This window comes from Agrobacterium sp. 5Ca50, assembly GCF_055381905.1.
This window is the reverse complement of sequence record NZ_AP026438.1, coordinates 3,115,001-3,133,680: the sequence shown is the minus strand read 5'-3', so window position 1 is coordinate 3,133,680 and position 18,680 is coordinate 3,115,001. Positions and strand designations below refer to the sequence as shown.

Annotated in this window: 15 protein-coding genes (1 of these 15 cut by a window edge); 4 read left to right on the top strand and 11 right to left on the bottom strand. The window is 54.5% G+C overall.

Annotated elements, in window-relative coordinates:
* Nucleotide 1: 1 nt before the first annotated feature.
* Complete coding sequence (locus tag ACZ5FM_RS15175) at nucleotides 2-2,740, bottom strand: cation-transporting P-type ATPase (protein WP_464039133.1); 2,739 nt, start codon at nucleotides 2,738-2,740, stop codon at nucleotides 2-4.
* 184 nt (nucleotides 2,741-2,924) lie between these two features.
* Here ACZ5FM_RS15175 and ACZ5FM_RS15170 point away from each other — a divergent pair, with 184 nt between their 5' ends.
* Nucleotides 2,925-4,103 (top strand): acetate/propionate family kinase, encoded by a 1,179-nt coding sequence (locus ACZ5FM_RS15170; RefSeq protein WP_464039132.1) that lies wholly within the window; start codon nucleotides 2,925-2,927, stop codon nucleotides 4,101-4,103.
* 50 nt (nucleotides 4,104-4,153) lie between these two features.
* Nucleotides 4,154-4,528 (top strand): winged helix-turn-helix domain-containing protein, encoded by a 375-nt coding sequence (locus ACZ5FM_RS15165; protein WP_464039131.1) that lies wholly within the window; start codon nucleotides 4,154-4,156, stop codon nucleotides 4,526-4,528.
* On the opposite strand, the gene modC is transcribed toward ACZ5FM_RS15165, so the two are convergent.
* The 4 genes from modC to ACZ5FM_RS15145 form a co-directional block, all read right to left on the bottom strand.
* Nucleotides 4,522-5,598, bottom strand: a complete 1,077-nt coding sequence (modC, locus tag ACZ5FM_RS15160; RefSeq protein WP_464039130.1) for a molybdenum ABC transporter ATP-binding protein — start codon at nucleotides 5,596-5,598, stop codon at nucleotides 4,522-4,524. The genes ACZ5FM_RS15165 and modC overlap by 7 nt on opposite strands.
* Nucleotides 5,595-6,296 (bottom strand): molybdate ABC transporter permease subunit, encoded by a 702-nt coding sequence (gene modB, locus ACZ5FM_RS15155; RefSeq protein ID WP_259149608.1) that lies wholly within the window; start codon nucleotides 6,294-6,296, stop codon nucleotides 5,595-5,597. The genes modC and modB overlap by 4 nt, the downstream gene beginning before the upstream one ends.
* 81 nt (nucleotides 6,297-6,377) lie before the next feature.
* Nucleotides 6,378-7,151 (bottom strand): molybdate ABC transporter substrate-binding protein, encoded by a 774-nt coding sequence (gene modA / locus ACZ5FM_RS15150; RefSeq protein WP_464040479.1) that lies wholly within the window; start codon nucleotides 7,149-7,151, stop codon nucleotides 6,378-6,380.
* A gap of 243 nt (nucleotides 7,152-7,394) precedes the next feature.
* Nucleotides 7,395-8,678 carry an NAD(P)/FAD-dependent oxidoreductase gene (locus ACZ5FM_RS15145; RefSeq protein ID WP_464039129.1) on the bottom strand — a complete coding sequence of 428 codons (1,284 nt, stop codon included), beginning with the start codon at nucleotides 8,676-8,678 and terminating at the stop codon, nucleotides 7,395-7,397.
* A gap of 280 nt (nucleotides 8,679-8,958) precedes the next feature.
* Here ACZ5FM_RS15145 and ACZ5FM_RS15140 point away from each other — a divergent pair, with 280 nt between their 5' ends.
* Nucleotides 8,959-9,195, top strand: a complete 237-nt coding sequence (locus ACZ5FM_RS15140) for an Lrp/AsnC ligand binding domain-containing protein (protein ID WP_192490345.1) — start codon at nucleotides 8,959-8,961, stop codon at nucleotides 9,193-9,195.
* A 229-nt stretch (nucleotides 9,196-9,424) separates the two neighbouring features.
* Here ACZ5FM_RS15140 and ACZ5FM_RS15135 read toward each other — a convergent pair whose 3' ends face one another.
* From ACZ5FM_RS15135 to epmA, 3 genes are all read right to left on the bottom strand, one after another.
* Nucleotides 9,425-9,616 (bottom strand): hypothetical protein, encoded by a 192-nt coding sequence (locus ACZ5FM_RS15135; protein ID WP_192490344.1) that lies wholly within the window; start codon nucleotides 9,614-9,616, stop codon nucleotides 9,425-9,427.
* Between the two features lie 487 nt (nucleotides 9,617-10,103).
* The gene (locus ACZ5FM_RS15130; RefSeq protein ID WP_464039128.1) at nucleotides 10,104-11,156 is read right to left on the bottom strand and encodes a lysine-2,3-aminomutase-like protein; all 1,053 of its coding nucleotides are present in this window, start codon (nucleotides 11,154-11,156) and stop codon (nucleotides 10,104-10,106) included.
* Nucleotides 11,153-12,217: an EF-P lysine aminoacylase EpmA gene (gene epmA / locus ACZ5FM_RS15125; protein WP_464039127.1), complete on the bottom strand. Its 1,065-nt coding sequence runs from the start codon at nucleotides 12,215-12,217 to the stop codon at nucleotides 11,153-11,155. Before epmA ends, ACZ5FM_RS15130 begins: the two co-directional genes overlap by 4 nt.
* A 150-nt stretch (nucleotides 12,218-12,367) precedes the next feature.
* Here epmA and efp point away from each other — a divergent pair, with 150 nt between their 5' ends.
* Entirely contained in the window at nucleotides 12,368-12,937 is a 570-nt protein-coding gene (gene efp, locus ACZ5FM_RS15120; RefSeq protein ID WP_192490341.1) for an elongation factor P, read from the top strand.
* A gap of 125 nt (nucleotides 12,938-13,062) precedes the next feature.
* Here the strand turns inward: efp and ACZ5FM_RS15115 are convergent, their stop codons facing one another.
* The 3 genes from ACZ5FM_RS15115 to ACZ5FM_RS15105 all read right to left on the bottom strand — a co-directional run.
* Nucleotides 13,063-14,481 (bottom strand): efflux transporter outer membrane subunit, encoded by a 1,419-nt coding sequence (locus tag ACZ5FM_RS15115; RefSeq protein WP_250984339.1) that lies wholly within the window; start codon nucleotides 14,479-14,481, stop codon nucleotides 13,063-13,065.
* Nucleotides 14,482-14,625: 144 nt separating this feature from the next.
* On the bottom strand, nucleotides 14,626-17,721 hold the full coding sequence (locus tag ACZ5FM_RS15110) for an efflux RND transporter permease subunit (RefSeq protein WP_259149613.1): 3,096 nt from the start codon (nucleotides 17,719-17,721) through the stop codon (nucleotides 14,626-14,628).
* Between the two features lie 51 nt (nucleotides 17,722-17,772).
* Nucleotides 17,773-18,680, bottom strand: the 3' portion of a protein-coding gene (locus ACZ5FM_RS15105; protein ID WP_464039126.1) for an efflux RND transporter periplasmic adaptor subunit. The gene runs 286 nt beyond the window's last position; 908 of the gene's 1,194 nt are visible here — the last part of the coding sequence; its start codon lies beyond the right edge, outside the window; the stop codon is at nucleotides 17,773-17,775.

Sequence of the window (18,680 nt, the reverse complement as noted above, 5' to 3'; positions counted from 1 at the left end):
CTCACACCTCCGAGGCAAACAGTCGCAAACGCCGCAGTACGATTTTTTCGATCTCCAGAACGATCATCAGCACGACGCCTGCTGAAACCACGACCAGCCCGTCAAGTAGGGACAGCGGTGCCGTTTCGAACATTGCCTGCATGAATGGTGTGTAGGTGAACAGGAACTGCGCCGCAGTGACGGCGATAATCGCCAACAGCACCGGAGGTGTGCCCATTGCTCCGCGCAGGCTGAAAGACGTCATGTGCAGGTAACGCACGTTGAACAGGTAGAAAATCTCCATCACCACGATGGCATTGACCACCATCGTCCGTGCTGTGGTTTCTCCCAGTCCACGCCACAGACCAAACTGAAACATGGCAAACACACCAAGCATGAATAGGATTGAAACAAAAATCATCCTCCATAACAGGAATGGCGAGAGCATTGTTGCATCGCGTTTTCTTGGGCTCCGCTGCATGACACCAGGTTCCGGTGGCTCAAACGCCAGCACCAGCCCCAAGCTTATCGTGGTGGCCATATTGATCCAGAGGATGTGGACCGGTGCCATTGGCAGGGTCAGTCCGAAGATAATAGCGATAATCACCGACAGAATCTCGCCGCCATTTGTCGGCAGGGTCCAGGAAATAACCTTGCGAATATTGTCGTAGACCGTACGTCCTTCGTGCACCGCCGCCACAATCGATGCGAAATTGTCGTCCAGCAGCACCATTTCGGCGGCTTCCTTGGCGGCCTCGGTGCCCTTATGACCCATGGCGACGCCAACGTCGGCCTGTTTCAAGGATGGCGCGTCGTTGACACCATCACCGGTCATGGCGGCAATATCGCCGTTTTCCTGTAGAGCGCGCACGATCCGCAGCTTGTGTTCCGGGCTGGTGCGGGCAAATACGCTGACGGTCTTGACGGCTCTTTGTAGGTCCATGTCGGAAAATGCATCAACCTCAACGCCCGTCAGCACCTCAGGATTGTCGGCAATGCCGAGTTGGCGGGCAATTGCCAGCGCCGTTGTGCCGTGGTCGCCGGTGATCATTTTGACGGAAATTCCTGCCGACCGGCATTGCGCTATTGCGGAAAGTGCTTCCGGGCGAGGTGGATCGATCAGGCCGGTTATGCCGAGAAAGACCAGACCGGAGGCCATATCGTCAGGGTTTATGTCTTGTTTGTCCTGCCGCGCCGGTTTGGTGGCAAAGGCCAGAATTCTCTGTCCCTGCGCTGCAGCGGCGGCAATTTTTTCCTGCCAGTAACTGATGTCGATTGGCTGGTCCGTATCGAGATCGGCTTGTTTTTGGCAGAGAGAAAGCAGTGTTTCCGGCGCTCCCTTGACGAAAATGACCCGTTCGCCTGACGGTGTGGCATGGAGTGTTGCCATGTAACGATGGCGCGCATCAAAGGGGATTTCATAAAGACGCGGCCAACTGTTTCGCTGTTCTTCCTGCCCAAGGCCTGATTTCAGCGCAAGCGTCACCAGCGCACCTTCCATCGGATCACCCAGCGTTATCCAATGGGTATCTTCATGCGTCAGGACAGCGTCGTTACACAACAGTGCGGCGTTGACGAGCTGGTCGCGGGCGGGGTCGTTTCTCGCTGGCGTTTCGTTACCGGCTTCAACCAGCATGCCTTCTGGCTGATAACCTGCTCCTGTGACATCGACTGTCGATGACGCCGTGACTACGCAGGCGACGGTCATTTCATTTTTTGTGAGAGTGCCGGTTTTGTCTGAGCAAATGACCGAGGTAGCACCCAGTGTTTCCACGGCGGGCAAACGGCGGACGACAGCGTTTCTGGCCGCCATGCGCTGAACACCGATGGCAAGGGTGATGGTGATAACGGCAGGCAGGCCTTCCGGTACAACACTGACCGCCAGCGCAACAACCAGCATCAGGGCGTCAGCCCAGTCATATTGATGGACAAGCAGCGCGATCAACAGCAGCACGGCGGCCAGAGCCAATGCTGCCCAGGTGATCAATTTTCCGAAGCGGTTGATTTGCTCAAGCAAAGGCGTTGTCAGGCCTTGGACTTGGCTGATCAGCGAAGAAATACGGCCGATCTCAGTCGCGCTGCCGGTTGCCACCACCAGTCCGGTGGCTTGGCCTGTGGTGACGATGGTACCGGAAAAGCCGAGTGAGCGGCGTTCTGCAAGGCTGGCATCTGGTTGCGATGGGCTCTCATGCTTTTCAGCAGGAACCGATTCCCCGGTTAGAATAGCCTCGTTGATCTGCAGATTGCGTGCACGCATGATGCGAATGTCGGCGGGAACCTTGTCTCCAGCCTCCAGCAGAACCACGTCGCCCGGCACGATCTTTCTGGCATCGATATTCTGTTTTTCGCCGTTTCTTAAAACCGTGGCATGCGGCGCAATCATGTTGCGGATGGCGTCAAGCGCGCTTTCTGCCTTGCCCTCCTGAATGAAACCGACAATCGCATTGATCGTAACCACTGCAACGATCACGGCAGCATCGACAAAGTGCCCAAGGAAGGCGGCGAAGGCGGCAGCAATCAGCAGGAAATAAATCAGCGTATTGTTGAACTGGGCGAGAAACCGCAACAACGGGCTGGTTTTGGGAGGTTCAGGAAGCTGGTTTGGTCCGTGAATTTCCAGTCGCCGCTTTGCTTCATCCGGGTGCAATCCGGCTTCATTACTATCCAGCTTGTTAACGGCGTGCGGAACTTCCAATGCGTGCCAGGGAACTGGCTGGCTGTTGGAGTTCGCGTCGGTTTTTGGCGGCGCTGAAACAGTCATGAATACCCCTGATTTTAGATAGACCGAACGGGGCGGCATATCTTGTCTATTTACAGGATAAGGGAACGATATTCGCAATCATTGATTGAAATCAATTCTACGGTCAAAATCGACCCTATGATCCTGATGACAAAAGCGTGCGCGCTTGGTGAGATTGTCGGGTACATGCAACGGGAGGTCAGTCATGACGAGCAAGATGCTTCTTACCTTCAATGCCGGTTCATCGACCGTGAAGATTGGTCTTTTTGCGGTCGAGGCGGATAAGGCCACTCGTGTTGGCAAAGGCATCATTGATTTTCGGGAGCGTCCCTTGGTTTTCCATTTGATGGAAGGTCCGGAAGATTTTGAAGTGCCATTGACCTCGGATGGGCAGGATGTCCTGCATGACGTGCTGGAAGAAACCTTTGGCTGGCTCGCCAAACATTTCAACCTGGATGATGTTTATGCGGTGGGGCACAGGGTGGTGCATGGTGGCGACAGGTTCGAAGGCCCTGTTGTTCTAAGCCACGAAACACGTGTCGGTATTGAAGAGCTGACACCTCTTGCACCTTTGCATCAGCCACAAAGTCTGCGGTTGATCCGGGCGATCAGTCATCTTTTCCCTGATATGCCGCAGACGGTTTCATTCGACACCGCGTTTCACAGAAGCCAGCATCCGTTGGCGCAACGTTTTGCGCTACCTTCTGCCCTGCATGATGAAGGCGTAAGGCGCTACGGTTTTCATGGGCTGTCCTATAAATTCATTGCCAGTGCCTTGAAGCGCATCGCACCTGAGCTTGGCTCCGGCAAGGTTGTTGCCGCGCATCTGGGAAGCGGGGCAAGTCTGTGCGCACTGGAGCAAGGCATTAGCCGTGACACCAGCATGGGCTTTTCGACACTGGATGGCATCCCGATGGCAACCCGGTGCGGAGCGCTTGATGCCGGGGTTCTTTTGCATCTCCTTACTGAAAAGGGCATGAAGCCTGTCGATCTGCAGGAGTTGCTTTATCACAGGTCCGGCCTGCTTGGCGTTTCCGGCGTCAGTGCTGACATTCGTGATTTGCTAAAGAGTGAAAATCCCGACGCCAGACTTGCGCTTGATCTGTTTTCTTTCCGGATTGCCGGCGAGGCTGCACGGCTTGCGGCGACACTTGGGGGTCTGGATGCATTTGTTTTTACGGCTGGTATTGGTGAACATCAGCCGTTGATGCGCAAAAGCATAGCCGAGAGGATGATGTGGCTGGGTGTTGAGATCGATGATGTCGCCAATAATGAAAATCGCAGGCTGATCAGCAGTGAGGCCAGCCGGGTCGCGGTCTATGTTATCCCAACCGACGAGGAACAGACGATTGCGGATGAAGCTCTCTCTGTTCTTTCCGAATAAGGCATGAAATAACAGCGACCATAGTCCTGCTGAATGTGTCGAGATGGTTGATGGAAAACAGTGATGATGTCTTGCGACTGGTGTTGCGGATCGATTTTCCGCCAGATAGCAGGCTGGGTCATGGCAAGATCCGTCTGCTGGAGCTGATTGCCTCGACAGGATCCATCTCTGCCGCAGGACGCGCGATGGATATGTCCTACCGAAGGGCCTGGCTGCTGGTGGATGCCTTGAACAGCATGTTCAGCAGGCCGGTTGTCGAATCCCAGCGTGGCGGCAAGCAGGGCGGTGGTGCTGCCCTGACGGAGTTTGGTAATGAACTGCTTCACACCTACCGTAATATGCAGGAGAAGCTTGAAAAGGCTGTCAAACCAGAGTTGGACTGGCTGGAGAAAAACCGCAACCAATCATCTGATGCCGGTCAGTAGCGGTCGAGTGCTGCCGACTTGACGATTGCAAAAACCGGCTTGCCCGGTTCAAGCCCCAGCCTTTCCTGAGACAGGACGGTAATCCGTGACAGGATGGTATCGCCACCACAATTGACGCTGACGGTGACCATGCCATCGGTGACGTCGGATATGTCCTTGATGGTGCCCTGCAGAATGTTCAATGCACTCAAACCATTGGGATTTTCGGTTGCCAGCATGACGTCGCGGGCAGGAATGTGCACACGCACGGTTTTGCCGATTTCGCCTGCCTTGGCAGGTATGGTGAGGCTTTTCTGTTTGAGGTGAACGGTCAGCAGTCCATATTTATCGTCAACCGCTTCGATCTTGCCGGAGAGAATGCTGCCCATTTCACGGCGTTCGAGTTGGTTGGAAAAGGCGGATTCACCAAGAACTTCGCTGGCGGGACCTGCCGCTTCCACCTTGCCGTCCTTCATCACGATGACCTTGTCGGCCAGACGGGCGACCTCGGCAACCGAGTGGCTGACATAAACGATCGGCAAGCGCATTTCGTCGCGCAGAAGTTCCAGATAGGGCAGGATTTCCAACTTTCGGGCTTCATCGAGCGCCGCAAGCGGTTCATCCATTAATAACATTCGTGGTGAAGACAACAGTGCTCTGCCAATGGCGACACGTTGTTTTTCGCCGCCTGACAATTTGTCCGGATATCGCGACAACAGCGCGCCGATGCCAAGCATTTCAATGATGCGGGCATCATTGGTCTGCTGGTTGGCCTTTGGTGTAAACCAGCGGCCATAGTCCAGATTTTGCTGCACGGTCATGTGCGGGAAAAGCCGTGCTTCCTGAAACACATATCCAAAGCGGCGTTTGTAACCCGGCACAAAAAGGCGTCTGTCGGAATCCGCCAGCGTCGTGTCATCAAGAACGACCTTGCCGTTATCGGGTTTCGTCAATCCGGCAATGATACGGATCATCGAGGTTTTGCCCGATCCTGAACGGCCGAAAAGTGCTGTCACCCCACGCTCGGACACAAAGGATGCGTCCAGATGAAAAGACTGAAAACGGTGATTGATGCTGACGGTAAGGGTCATTCTGCGTTCACCCGTTTTCCGACGAAGCGCGCCATGAATTCCGAGGCAAGAAGTGCCAGCATGGAAATGACAATGGCGACGATCGTCAACCTTAGCGCGCCGAGGTCTCCGCCCGGAACCTGCGTGAATGTATAAATGGCGGCCGACAATGTCTGTGTTTCGCCAGGAATATTCGACACGAATGTAATGGTGGCGCCGAACTCACCCATGGCCTTGGCAAAGGCCAGAATCATGCCGGCGATAATGCCGGGCAATGTCAGCGGCAAGGTAACGGTGAGGAACACCCATAACGGGCTTGCACCCAAGGTTCCGGCTGCCTCCTCCAGCTTTCGATCAACGGATTCGATCGAAAGGCGGATCGAGCGGACCATAAGCGGAAAGCCCATGATACCGCAGGCAAGCGCTGCGCCCGTCCAGCGGAAGGAAAAAACGATGCCGAAATATTCATCAAGATAGGAGCCGATGAAACCGCGTCTGCCAAACAGAACCAGCAGGATGAAACCTGTCACGACCGGTGGCAGGATCAGAGGCAGATGCACGATGCCGTTGAGCAGGGATTTTCCCCAGAAACGGCCGCGCGCCAAGGCCAGTGCGGTGATGATGCCAAAGGGCAGGCTGACCAGCATCGCGATGCTGGAAACCCATAAGCTGAGGCGAATTGCGATCCATTCGTCAGGGCCAAGTGTTAGCCAGTCCAATGCGGGTTTCCTTTATTCTTGTCAGCGAACGCCCCGGCCATGACCGGGGCGTGTATGTCTTTTCATCCGAGTGGATGAGGATTACTTTACGATTGTAAAGCCTTCCTTTTCGAAGATCGGTGCAGCTTTGTCCGACTTCAGGTATTCGAGGTAGGCTTCAGCTGCCGGTGTCTTCGAGGAAGACAGGACTGCAACCGGATAGATGATAGCTGGGTGGGTATCTTCAGGGAACGTGCCGACAATCTTTACGCCTGTGTCAGCAGCGGCATCCGTCTGGTAGACGATGCCGTAAGGAGCTTCACCGCGCGATACCAGCAGCAGCGCTGCGCGAACGCTTTCTGCGCCGGCAACCTTGGCTTCAACCGATGACCATACGCCGAGCTTTTCCAAAGCGGCCTTGCCGTATTTGCCAGCTGGAACGGAATCAACTGCACCCATCGCCAGGCGGCCATCACCCAGCAGACCAGCCAAGTCGAAACCTTCCTTGATTTCAACGTCCTTTGCCTTGTCAGCTGGAGCTACCAGAACGATGCGGTTGCCCAGAAGGTTGGAGCGGGTGTCCTCCTTGATCAGCTTCTTTTCAGCGACATAGTCCATCCATGCCAGGTCGGCGGAGATGAAGATGTCGGCAGGTGCGCCAGCTTCAATCTGCTTGGCCAATGCAGAGCTCGCTGCATAGGAAACAGTGGTTCCCTTCCTGGTTTCCTTGGCCCAGTCTGCGTTGATCGCATCCAGCGCATTCTTCATGCTGGCAGCGGCAAAAACCGTTACTTTTTCTTCAGCAGCGGCTGTGCCGGAAAGCATGGCTGTGGACAGGAATACGGCTGCAACGGAAGCCGCGATTATTCTGAACATGTGGCGTCTGAGAAATTTCATGGCGGTTCCTTTTGGTCAGTCGATATGTTTTGTTGTATATGACGGTTTGGCTTAACCGAGAATGGATGTGTTTTCAAGAATACATCGACTTGCGTCGACGTCGTATGCTGATGTCAGCAAGTCTTGTCCGTATCTGTGACGAATAAAAACCGGACCTGCGGCGGTCGAGCACGCGGATCCGGTCAGAGAAGCCTTTTCAGGCAACGGTATAATTTACGGGTGCTAGAAACGTGCCCCGGCAATATGGGCAATCTGTGCGCCCGCTTCGTAGTAAAGTTCTTTGATGCTGCGCAGTTTCTGCTCTTTCGCTTCGGTCAGAGGCAAGGGCATGTCGTCTTCGGTGATATCACCGCTGACATGGTTTGCTATTGTTTTGCCGAAGATTGTGCCTGGCGCGATGCCGCGACCGTTGTAGCCAGAGAAGCCGACGACATTGGGTGCGAATTTGTGGAAACGTGGCAGGGCGTTATCCGTCATGCCGATCTTGCCGTACCATTCGGCGTCAAATTCTACTTTGCCGATTTGCGGGAAGAGTTTTTGTAATGAGCGGATTGCCCAAGCCCGGTGAACGGCAAGACCCGTGTTGCGCAATGCGCCGACGCTGCCGAAAACCAGTCGGCCTTCCTTGTCCAGCCGGAAAGATGACAGGATTTCACGTGTGTCCCAGCACCCTTCCTTGCCCGGCAAAATGGTGTTGAGGACGGCTTTGTTCAGCGGTTTCGTCGCGAAATTGAAGTAGGGAAGATAGACCTGTTCCTGGCGAACGACTTCCCAGGGGCCGGTGCTATAGGCTTCCGATGCAACAATAATCCATTGTGCCGTGACGGAGCCTTTTGCAGTTTTGACGATCCAGTTTCCAGCCTGCCGTTCTGTCGATAAGACCGGGCTTTCAGTGTGTAGCTGGGCGCCTGCATTTTGTGCGGCGCGGGCAAGGCCGCGTGCATAGGCAAGTGGCTGTAAGGTTCCGGCCCTGCTGTCGTGAAGAGCGCCAGCATATGCGCGGGTGCCAACACGTCTGGCGGTCTCTTCCGCATCAAGAATTTTCACCGGCGCGCCGCGTGCGCTCCATTGGCGGCAGCGCTCCTCAATTTCCTCAAGGCCTGACTTGCCGACAGCGCAATGCAGCGTACCGTTCGTCTGCAATTGGCAATCGATGGCGTATTTTTGAATGAGCTCGCGCACAACCAGCGGCGCACCGCCCAGCAAATCCAGCAAGCGTTCGCCATAAACAGGACCAAGCACTGCGGGCAATTCTTTCGGCATGGTCCACATGCCACCATTGATCAGGCCGACATTTCGGCCAGCGCCGCCAAAGCCAAACTGCTTTGCCTCGAGCAGGGTTACCCGCGTGCCGCGTTCCGCCAAATGCAAGGCAGCAGAAAGGCCGGTATAACCGCCACCAACAATGACGACATCTACCGTGGCATTGCCTTGAAGCGGCGATGTTTCAGGCGGTGGGGGAGCTGTCATTTCCCACAGGCCGTGGGAGCGTGGATCGTTGTACATGTTCGCCATCCGGAAGTGGGTTTCTCCCGTTGACCGGGACTGATTATGCTTCGAGCTTAGCGAGTGTGAAGGCTGTTGGATATCGACATATCGTCAACAGATCATTCCCTTAGGGAATAATGCCGATCTGCCCGGGTTTGTGCGAGGGCAGCAAGACAATGGTCTTTGCTAGAGGGCACAAAATGGCCAATGGACTTGCAACACAGGCACGCCTCAGCCAATAGTGTTGTTGAAAAGAGGTGTGCCACCTCATCGAAAGCGCATATCAGGGTATCGACCAATGAAGCCAATCTTCGTTCAATTGCAATGCACACCGGGCAAGACCTACGAGGTCGCGGATGCAATCTACAAAACGGAGCTGGTGTCCGAGCTTTATTCGACCAGTGGTGAATATGATCTGCTGCTGAAGATCTACCTGAAGGAAGATCAGGATACCGGGAAATTCATCAACGATAATATCGTCTGCATCCCGGGCATCGTGCGTTCACTGACGACGCTGACATTTACGGCATTCTGAATTTTGTGAGCTTCCGAGCTTTGTCGAAATCACTCTCTTGTCGTGAGAGGGTGGTGATGTCGCTTTTTCGACATCAGACTTTAAGCACAGGAATTCGTGCCGGATTTGTCTTAGTGGTTTCTGACATATAAAAAGCGCGGAGCGGTATGGAATACTAGGCTTCGCGCTTTATCTGTCGTGAAATATCGTTCAGCGTTTAGGTATGGCACATCCGGTGCTGCGTGAGATTTCACGCGACAGCGGCGATATTGCGATTGTGAACGAGATTGCGAATGGCCAGTTTCACATCATCTGGCGTATCGAACCGCTGCTCATCGAGATCGTGAACGTGGAACTTCACCGCAATGAACTTGAAACGATCATTATCCGGAATGACGATGCCGACTGGTTCACCGGCGAATTCTATAACTTGCTTTTGCATATGCCTACTCCCGCTACAGCTCGATTGCTGTGGCTTTGTCGAATAAATTTTGAAATGAATTGAACGGTGTTCAGGTCACATTCGACAGAAGCAGGAGCACGAAATTGTGCGCTCGTGTTTAAGCACAATACGACCAAGGGTGGCGGCATTGAATGTTAGTTTAAACATGTCACTCTCCTTTGTTCGCGTGTTGCATTAAAACCGGAGTCTAAGCCCCAACGAGTTGCTTCGTAGCCGAATTCTAAATCAAAATCAACGTAAATGATTATGCGCAGAATATTTTTCTTTATGATGACAGATTTCGGGCGGAATTGTGAAATTTTGTTTTCGTGCGGTTTCCATCAGGCCTCCACCCGGGCAGCACAAATCTGCTTTTGGTGAACATCCGCGTTGAAACGTCGGGCATACCGATTAGTTCCGGCGATTGTGAAAAAATACACGCGGCCGGATCAGGAAAATATGATCGGGATCAATTGCACAAAAAAACTTATGCCGGAGGATATTTGTGGCTCTTTCCGGTAAAGTCGGACACCGAATAACAGCCATCGCCCGTCTGGCGGATCACCGATTCGCCCACTGGCGCTTTGCCGTAGCCGCCAGGAATATCCAGAATATATGTCGGTTGGCAGAGGCCGGAGATATTGCCACGCAATTGCGCGACTATTTTCTGACCTTCCTCGATGCTCAGACGAAAATGTGATGTACCTGGCGCAAGATCGGGGTGATGCAGATAGTAAGGTTTGATTCGAGTTTCGACGAAAGCGCGCATCAAATCTGCCAGGATGGTGGCATCATCATTAATGCCCTTCAGGAGAACGGTCTGGCTGATCATCACAACACCCGCATCAACCAACCTGTTGCAGGCAGCGCGTGCTTGTGGGGTCAGTTCGTCGACATGATTGGCATGTAGTGCCACATAGGTGGTCTTGCCACTGGCTTTCAGTGCATCGACAAGAGCGTCATCAATTCGTTGCGGCTCGACGACAGGGACGCGCGTGTGGAAACGAACGATTTTAACATGGTCGATCGCTTTCAGCGCCAACATGATTTCGCTCAGCCGGCGAGGCGATAACACCAGGGGATCACCGCCGGTCAGGATGACTTCCCAGATCGTCGGGTTGTCCCTGATATAGGCGATGGCCGTGTCCAGCTCTTCGCGGTTCAATGTGCCGTTGCCATCAGGCCCGACCATTTCACGGCGAAAACAGAAGCGACAGTACACCGGGCAGATATGAACGGCCTTCAGCAACACACGGTCAGGATATCGATGCACGATGCCCGGAACTGGGCTGTGCGCCTCATCACCAATCGGATCTTCGCGTTCAGTATTGGTGATGGTCAGTTCGGCTAGGTCCGGTACGAACTGACGGGTTATCGGTCCATCACCATTTTCCTGTTGTATCAGGGCTGCGATATCAGGGGTGATGGCCACCGCATAACGCTCTCCAACCGGCGTCAGGCGATCAGACGCCGGTGCGTCGATCAACCCGGCCTCGTTTAAGGCCTTTACCGATTTGAGGCTGCGGGTAATCGTTGTCATCTCCCGTATTCCGCGACTGGTGCCCACATGACGAGATCGATACGCGGAGCGCCGGTTGCCAGCATGACAAGACGGTCAAATCCAAGTGCGATGCCGCTGGCGGCTGGCATCAATTCCAGCGCTGCCAAAAGGTCTTCATCCAGCGGATATGTCTCGCCATAGACACGTTGTTTCTCAATCATTTCCTGCTCGAAACGGATGCGCTGTTCTTTGCTATCGGTCAGTTCTCCGAAGGCATTTGCCAGTTCCACACCGCAGGCATAAAGCTCAAAACGTTCGGAGACGCGGCCATCCTTCGCTGTCCGGCGGGCGAGTGCGGCCTCGCTCGACGGGTATTCATCGAGAATTGTCACGCGGCCATAACCAAGTTCCGGTTCGATACGTTCGACGATGACGCGGCTGAACAGGTCTGCCCAGGTGTCGTCAAATGATGTGCGGATGCCGGCATTTGTCAGTGCGGCTTTCAGATGGTCGCGATCTGTCTCGCCATTTTTATCAATGCTGGCCAGAAGGTCGACGCCCGCATAACGCTCGAACGCTTCAGCGACACTTATTCTTTCCGGCTCCAGAAATGGATCGACACTACGACCATTGTAGGTGAAATGTGTGGTCTTGGTGGTTTCGGCAGCAAGGGCAAGAATGTCTGCGCAATCGGTCATCAGCGTTTCATAGCCGGTGTTGGCGCGGTACCATTCCAGCATGGTGAATTCCGGATGGTGCAACGGGCCTCGTTCCCTGTTGCGATAGACATGTGCGAAACAGGAAATGCGTTGTTCGCCGGCTGCCAGCAGCTTCTTGCAAGCAAATTCCGGAGACGTGTGCAGGTAAAGCGGAAAATGTTCACCGGCCGTCGTTATGCCCTGCGTTGCAAAAGCATGCAAATGGGCCTCATTGCCCGGAGACACTTGCAGTGACGGTGTATCAACCTCAAGGAAGTCGTTTTTGGCGAAATAGGCTCTGAGATTTGACTGTATCGCATTGCGCCCCAAAAGAAATGGCCTGCGGTCGGCATGCACATCAGGCGTCCACCATGGGGAAGATGTCTTGGCTGACGGGTTCATGGCTGGCTTTCTTTTTGGTCGATACAGTTGAAGGCTGGCTATTTGCGTGAATTTAAGGTACTTGCGCCCGGAAAACAGATTAAACGTCTACCGGCAGGCGCAGCCGCGCTGTCCTTTACGACGCATTTTACTGAGTTACAAGGAAGTCATATGGTCAAGGTTATCGCCTCATCTGTCCGTAAGGGCAATGTTCTCGAAGTCGAGGGCAAGCTTTACGTCGTTCTCACCGCCCAGAACTTCCACCCAGGCAAGGGCACGCCTGTTACACAGGTGGATATGCGCCGCATCGTTGATGGCGTGAAGGTTTCCGAGCGCTGGCGCACGACCGAGCAGGTTGAGCGCGCATTTGTTGAAGACCTGAACTTCCAGTATCTTTACGAAGACGGCGAAGGCTTCCACTTCATGAATCCTGAAAACTACGACCAGGTTGTCGTAGACGTCGAGACCATGGGTGACCAGAAGGCCTATCTTCAGGAAGGCATGACCTGCGTTCTGTCGATCTATGAAGGCAACCCGCTGGCTCTCGAACTGCCACGCCACGTGACGCTTGAGATCGTTGAGACCGAGCCAGTCGTTAAGGGCCAGACAGCGTCTTCGTCCTACAAGCCTGCTATCCTGTCCAACGGCATCCGTACAATGGTACCGCCGCATGTTGACGCTGGTGTTCGCGTTGTTATCGCAACCGAAGACAATTCCTACGTTGAGCGTGCCAAGAACTAATCAGCTCGAACCGAGTTGACAGCAAAAACCTCCGGCCAAAACCGGAGGTTTTTTATTGTCTCGCTAACAAAAAAGCCCGCAACATGTGTTGCGGGCTTTTGTTTTGGGATGCGCTGGCAGGCAGCTTACATGGCTGGCTTGGCAGGTGTCGCGCCAATGGCGTAACCGCCACCGATAGCAACACTGAGGGCGACGTAGTCCTGCGCTGTCTGCTGTACAGCCTGAGCAAGGCTTGCCTGGGCTGTCGAAACGGAACGCTGTGCGTCCAGCACGTCGAGCAGCGAAGATGCGCCGTCACGGTAGCTGGCTGTCGAGAGCGAAAGCGCTTCGTTGTAAGAGTTGACCGTTGCACGCAGAGCACTGGCCGTGCGCTGGTCACGGTTGATGGCTGCAAGTGCGTTTTCAACTTCTTCAACGGCGGTAAGGACCGTCTGTTTCCAGACAAGGTACTGTTCGCGTGCGGAAGAGTTGGCAATGTCAACGTTGGCGCGCAGGCGGCCACCGTCAAGAATTGGCAGAACGAGCGACGGACCGAAAGACCAGGAGTTGGACGAACCACGGCTGCCACCGCTGATGCGCGAGTAGCTTGGTGTGATGGTGCCGCCAAGCTCGATGCTTGGGTACAGCTGCGCTTCGGCAACGCCGATCTGAGCGACCGCTGCTGCCAGTGTGCGTTCTGCTGCACGGACGTCAGGACGGTTGCGGATCAGGTCGGCTGGAATGCCGGTCTTTGGAATGGAGCGGGCAACAGGCTGGCGTGCGCCGCGCTGCAGTTCCACAACCAGCGACGATGCAGGCATGCCAAGCAGCGTTGCAACGCGGTGGGCTGCACGACGGAAGTTGGTTTCAAGGTTCGGAATTTCTGCGAGTGTCGAGTTTACCAGACCTTCGGACTGTACAACGTCCAGACGGGAAGCTGCACCGGCTTCAAGCTGTAGTTTGGTCAGGTCGAGTGTTTCACGACGCGATGTCAGGTTCTGACGGGCAATTGCCAGACGCTCCTGATAGTAGCGCGCATCGATATAGGCCGAAACGAGCGAAGACAGCAGCGAAAGCTTTGCAACATCGGCGCTTGCGTAAGCGGCGTCGAGGTTTGCATTGGCGGCTTCCTTGGAACGGCGATACTGACCAAACAGATCCAGCAGCCAGGACACGTTTAGCGATCCAGCCGATGTATTGGTGACACTGCTGTCTGCCGTTGGCAGGCTGCCCTTGCGGCCGCTGGTTGTGTGCTGGCCCTGGGTCGTGAGGCTTGGCAGTGCACCCGCGCCGGCAACAACCACGCTGGCTTCAGCCTGATTGATGCGCTCCAGTGCCTGAAGCACTGTCAGGTTCTGCGCCAAGCCGGTGGTGACGTACCCATTAAGACGGCTGTCGTTGAAAGCATTCCACCAGGCAACTGTTGAAACATCGCCATTGCTCGTCTTGCCGCCCTCAGCAAATTTTGTTGGCAATTGAATTTCTGGTGCCTTGTGGTCTGGTCCCACAACGCAGCCGGAAAGCAGCAGCAGGGCCAGTGGAATGGAAGTCCGAATGGATAGCATCATAATACCCTAAAAGTTTCGAGATCTCACGGCTGCCCCGAATACTGGCCCCGATCAGCATTTATGGTGAATCGTAGCATAAGGTTTGCTACGATTCGTATATTTTTTAACAATCAGAGAAGTGCAGGCACAACGTTTTTTCTGTCAGTGTGACCGTTTTGATATCTTTCTGATGATTACGAAGAACGACGGTACGAAGAATACGCCCAGAACCGTCGCTGCAAGCATGCCGCCGAGAACGCCGATACCGATGGCGTTCTGAGCTGCAGAGCCAGCACCCGTTGCGATTGCAAGCGGTACCACGCCAAGAATAAACGCCAGTGACGTCATGATAATCGGGCGCAGACGCAAGCGTGCTGCTTCCAATGTGGCATCAAGCAAGCTTAACCCATGCTCCATTCGTTCCTTGGCAAATTCCACGATCAGGATCGCGTTCTTTGCCGCCAGACCGATGGTCGTTAGCAGGCCAACCTTGAAGTACACATCGTTGGACTGGCCAAAGAAGTGTGCTGCCGCCAGAGCACCCAGCACGCCAACCGGAACGGCCATGATGACCGAGAACGGAATGGACCAGCTTTCATAAAGTGCAGCAAGGCAAAGGAAGACGATGAGGACCGAGAGAGCATAGAGGGCAGGAGCCTGCGAACCGGACAGACGCTCCTGATAGGAGATGCCCTGCCAGGCCACGGTGTAACCACCGTTGAGGCTTGCCGTCAGTTTTTCCATCTCATCCATGGCAACACCCGAGGCAATGCCTGGTCCGGCTGTACCTTCAAGCGAGATCGCCCCCGTGCCGTTGAAGCGTGCAAGGGTTGGAGCGCCGCTTACCCAGGATACTTCCGAGAAGGACGAGAATGGCACCATTTCACCGCTGCTGTTACGGGCGTACCAGAACTTCAAGTCGTCCGGTTGCATACGGTATTGTGCGTCACCCTGAACATATACCGGTTTCAGTTCACCATTCAGCGTGAAGTCATTGACGTCACGACCGGCAAAGATGGTCGAGAGCATCAGGTTGACCGAGGCAAGATCGACACCCATGGCGCCCATCTTTTCCTGATCAAGGTTGATCTTCATCTGCGATTCGTTATCGCGGCTGTTGCTGCGCAACGAGCTGATGTTCGGGTTGGACCCGGTCATCTGGATCAGTTCCTTCGATGCAGCTGTCAAGGCGTCATTACCGTTACGACCACTGTCGACTAGATACATTGAGAAACCGCTCGACGTACCCATGCCCTGAATAGCGGGCGGAAGCAGTGGGAAGACCTGAGCATCACGGTATGTGAAGAAGGTTCCCATGGCGCGTTGAACAATCGCTCCAGCGTGCTGTTCAGGTTTGCTGCGAAGCGAGAAGTCCTTCAGCTTGGTGAAAACTATCGCGTTGTTCTGGCCGGAACCGGTGAAGCTGAAACCAAGAACGCCGAATACAGAATCGACATTGTCTGCTTCGTTTTCGCGGAAATATGTTTCAACCTGTTTTACAACCGCGTTGGTCCGCTCGATCGTCGACCCTGTTGGCAGCTGAACGATTGTCAGCAGAACGCCTTGGTCTTCCTGAGGAAGGAACGAACTTGGCAACTTGGTGAAGAACCAGGCGCAACCACCGATGACGATGGCGAACATCACCATGACGCGCAGAGGGCGCTTCAGCAGGTAACCGATGCTCGAAACATAGCCATCAGTTGTTTTGCCAAAGCCTCGATTGAACCATGCACCGGGACCGCGCTGTTTTTTGTGGTGGTCTACAGGCTTCAGAATCGTAGCGCAAAGTGCTGGTGTCAGAACGATTGCGACGACGGCAGACAAAAGCATGGCCGACACAATGGTGATCGAGAACTGGCGATAGATAATGCCGGTGGAGCCGCCGAAGAAGGCCATCGGAATGAACACGGCCGTCAGAACCAGGGCGATACCAATGATCGCGCCGGTAATTTCACCCATCGACTTTTCGGTTGCCTCGAGAGGCGGAAGCCCCTCATCGGACATGATACGTTCGACGTTTTCCACCACCACGATCGCATCATCCACCAGAAGGCCGATGGCAAGCACCATCGCGAACATCGTCAGCGTATTGATGGAATATCCCGCCAGCGCAAGAATGCCGAATGTGCCCAGCAGAACCACGGGAACCGCGATCATCGGAATGATCGTTGCTCTCAAATTCTGCAGGAAGATCAACAGAACCACGAAGACGAGAATGATCGCTTCGATGAGTGTGTGAACAACCTTCTCGATGGAAAGTTGAACGAATGGCGTGGTGTCATACGGGTATTCAATGACAACACCTTCAGGTAGGCCCTCCGAGGCGACCTCAAGCGCTGCCTTTACTCGGGCGGCGGTATCGAGAGCATTGGCACCGGTTGCAAGGTTTACCGCGAAACCGGAGGATGGCCGGCCGTTCGAGCGGGAATCGCCGCCGTAGCTTTCTTCCCCAATTTCAATGCGGGCAACATCGCTCAAGCGGACGGTTGCACCGTCCTTTTCGACTTTGAGGATAACCGATTCAAAGTCCGCGACGGTTGTCAGCTGGCTCTGCGCGGTAATCGTAAGGTTCAGCTGTTGACCCTGTACGGCTGGCAGTGCACCAAGCTGACCAACGGAAACCTGAGTGTTTTGGCTCTGAATAGCCGTAGTAACATCGCTGGTCGTCAACTGATATTTGTTGAGCTTGAACGGATCGAGCCAGACGCGCATGGCGTAACCGGAACCGAAGATGTTGATGCTACCAACACCTTCAAGACGCTTGATCTGGTCTTCGATGCGGGTTGAGAAAATGTCACCCAAATCCACCGATGTACGTTTGCCATCGGTCGAAATCAGCGCACCGACCATCAGGATGCTCGACGTAGAGCGGCTGACTTCAATGCCGGCCTGCTGTACCACATCCGGCAGCTGGGTCTGAACAAGCTGCAGCTTGTTTTGCACCTGAACCTGAGCAATATCCGGCATGATGCTGTTACCAAAGGTCAGCGTAACGGACGAGCTACCAGTTGAAGATGAGGACGTCATGTAAGTGAGGTCATCGAGGCCGGTCATGCCGTCTTCGATAACGGTCGTCACCGATTTCTGTACTGTTTCCGCGCTCGCGCCATTGTAGCTGGCGCTGATGCGAACCGTTGTCGGTGCGATATCTGGATATTGCGAGATAGAGAGTGTGTTGATGGCCAGCAAGCCGCCAAGCATAATCACAATCGCTATCACCCAAGCAAAGATTGGGCGCCGGATGAAGAAGTGGGCCATATGTGTTTCTGCGCCTTCGTTGTTACGGTCGTCGGGCGATTGTCGCGATTATCAGTTTGCGGGAGCGACTGCTGGAGCCGCTGGCTGGGTTACCACCAGTCCCTTGTCGTCAATTGTTACTTCAACAGGTGCAATCGGTGCGCCGTCGCCAATCCACTGGAAACCATCCACAATCAGCTTGTCACCGTCTTTGACGCCTGTGGTTACAAGCCAGGAATTGCCTGACTGGCTGCTTTCAGCAAATGTGCGCGTTTCAACGGTACCCTTTTCGCTGACAAATTTTGCAGTCAGTTCGCCGCTCGGGTTTCTGTCGGCAGCACGCTGCGGAATAAGGAAGCCTTTTTCCTTGCCGATCGTCAGCGTGGCGCGAACGTACATGCCCGGCAGAATGAGGTCATCCGGATTGTCGAACTGGGCGCGGATGTAATAAGTGCCGGTGGTTTCGCTCACCGCCATATCCGACATGTCGACCTTACCGGCATGAGGATATTTCGTACCGTTTTCCAGGGTCAGGTGGAGGTCGGCCTCGGCATTGTTCGGTCCCTTTGAGCCTGCGGCAACTGCCGTGCGAAGACGTAGCAGATTGGCACTGGATTCAATCAGGTCAATGTAGATCGGATCGATACGGCGCAGTGTGGTCAGCGCGGCGGACTGGTTAGCAGTGACAACGTTACCGATGCTGAAACTGGTCGATGTGGTGATGCCGTTGAACGGTGCGCGGATTTTCGTCAGGTTGAGATTGATATCAGCCGCCTGAAGCGCCGCTTTTGCCTGCGCAACATCTGCTTCGGCCTGAAGTAATGTCACCTTGGCATTTTCATACTCAATCTGCGTTGCACCGCTGTTGACCAGACGCTCATAGCGGGCCAGGTTTGCCTGAGCACTTGGAACACTGGCTTCAGCCTTTGCAAGGCTGGCGCGGGCCTGCGCAACTTCGGCGACATAGGTGTCGTCTTCGA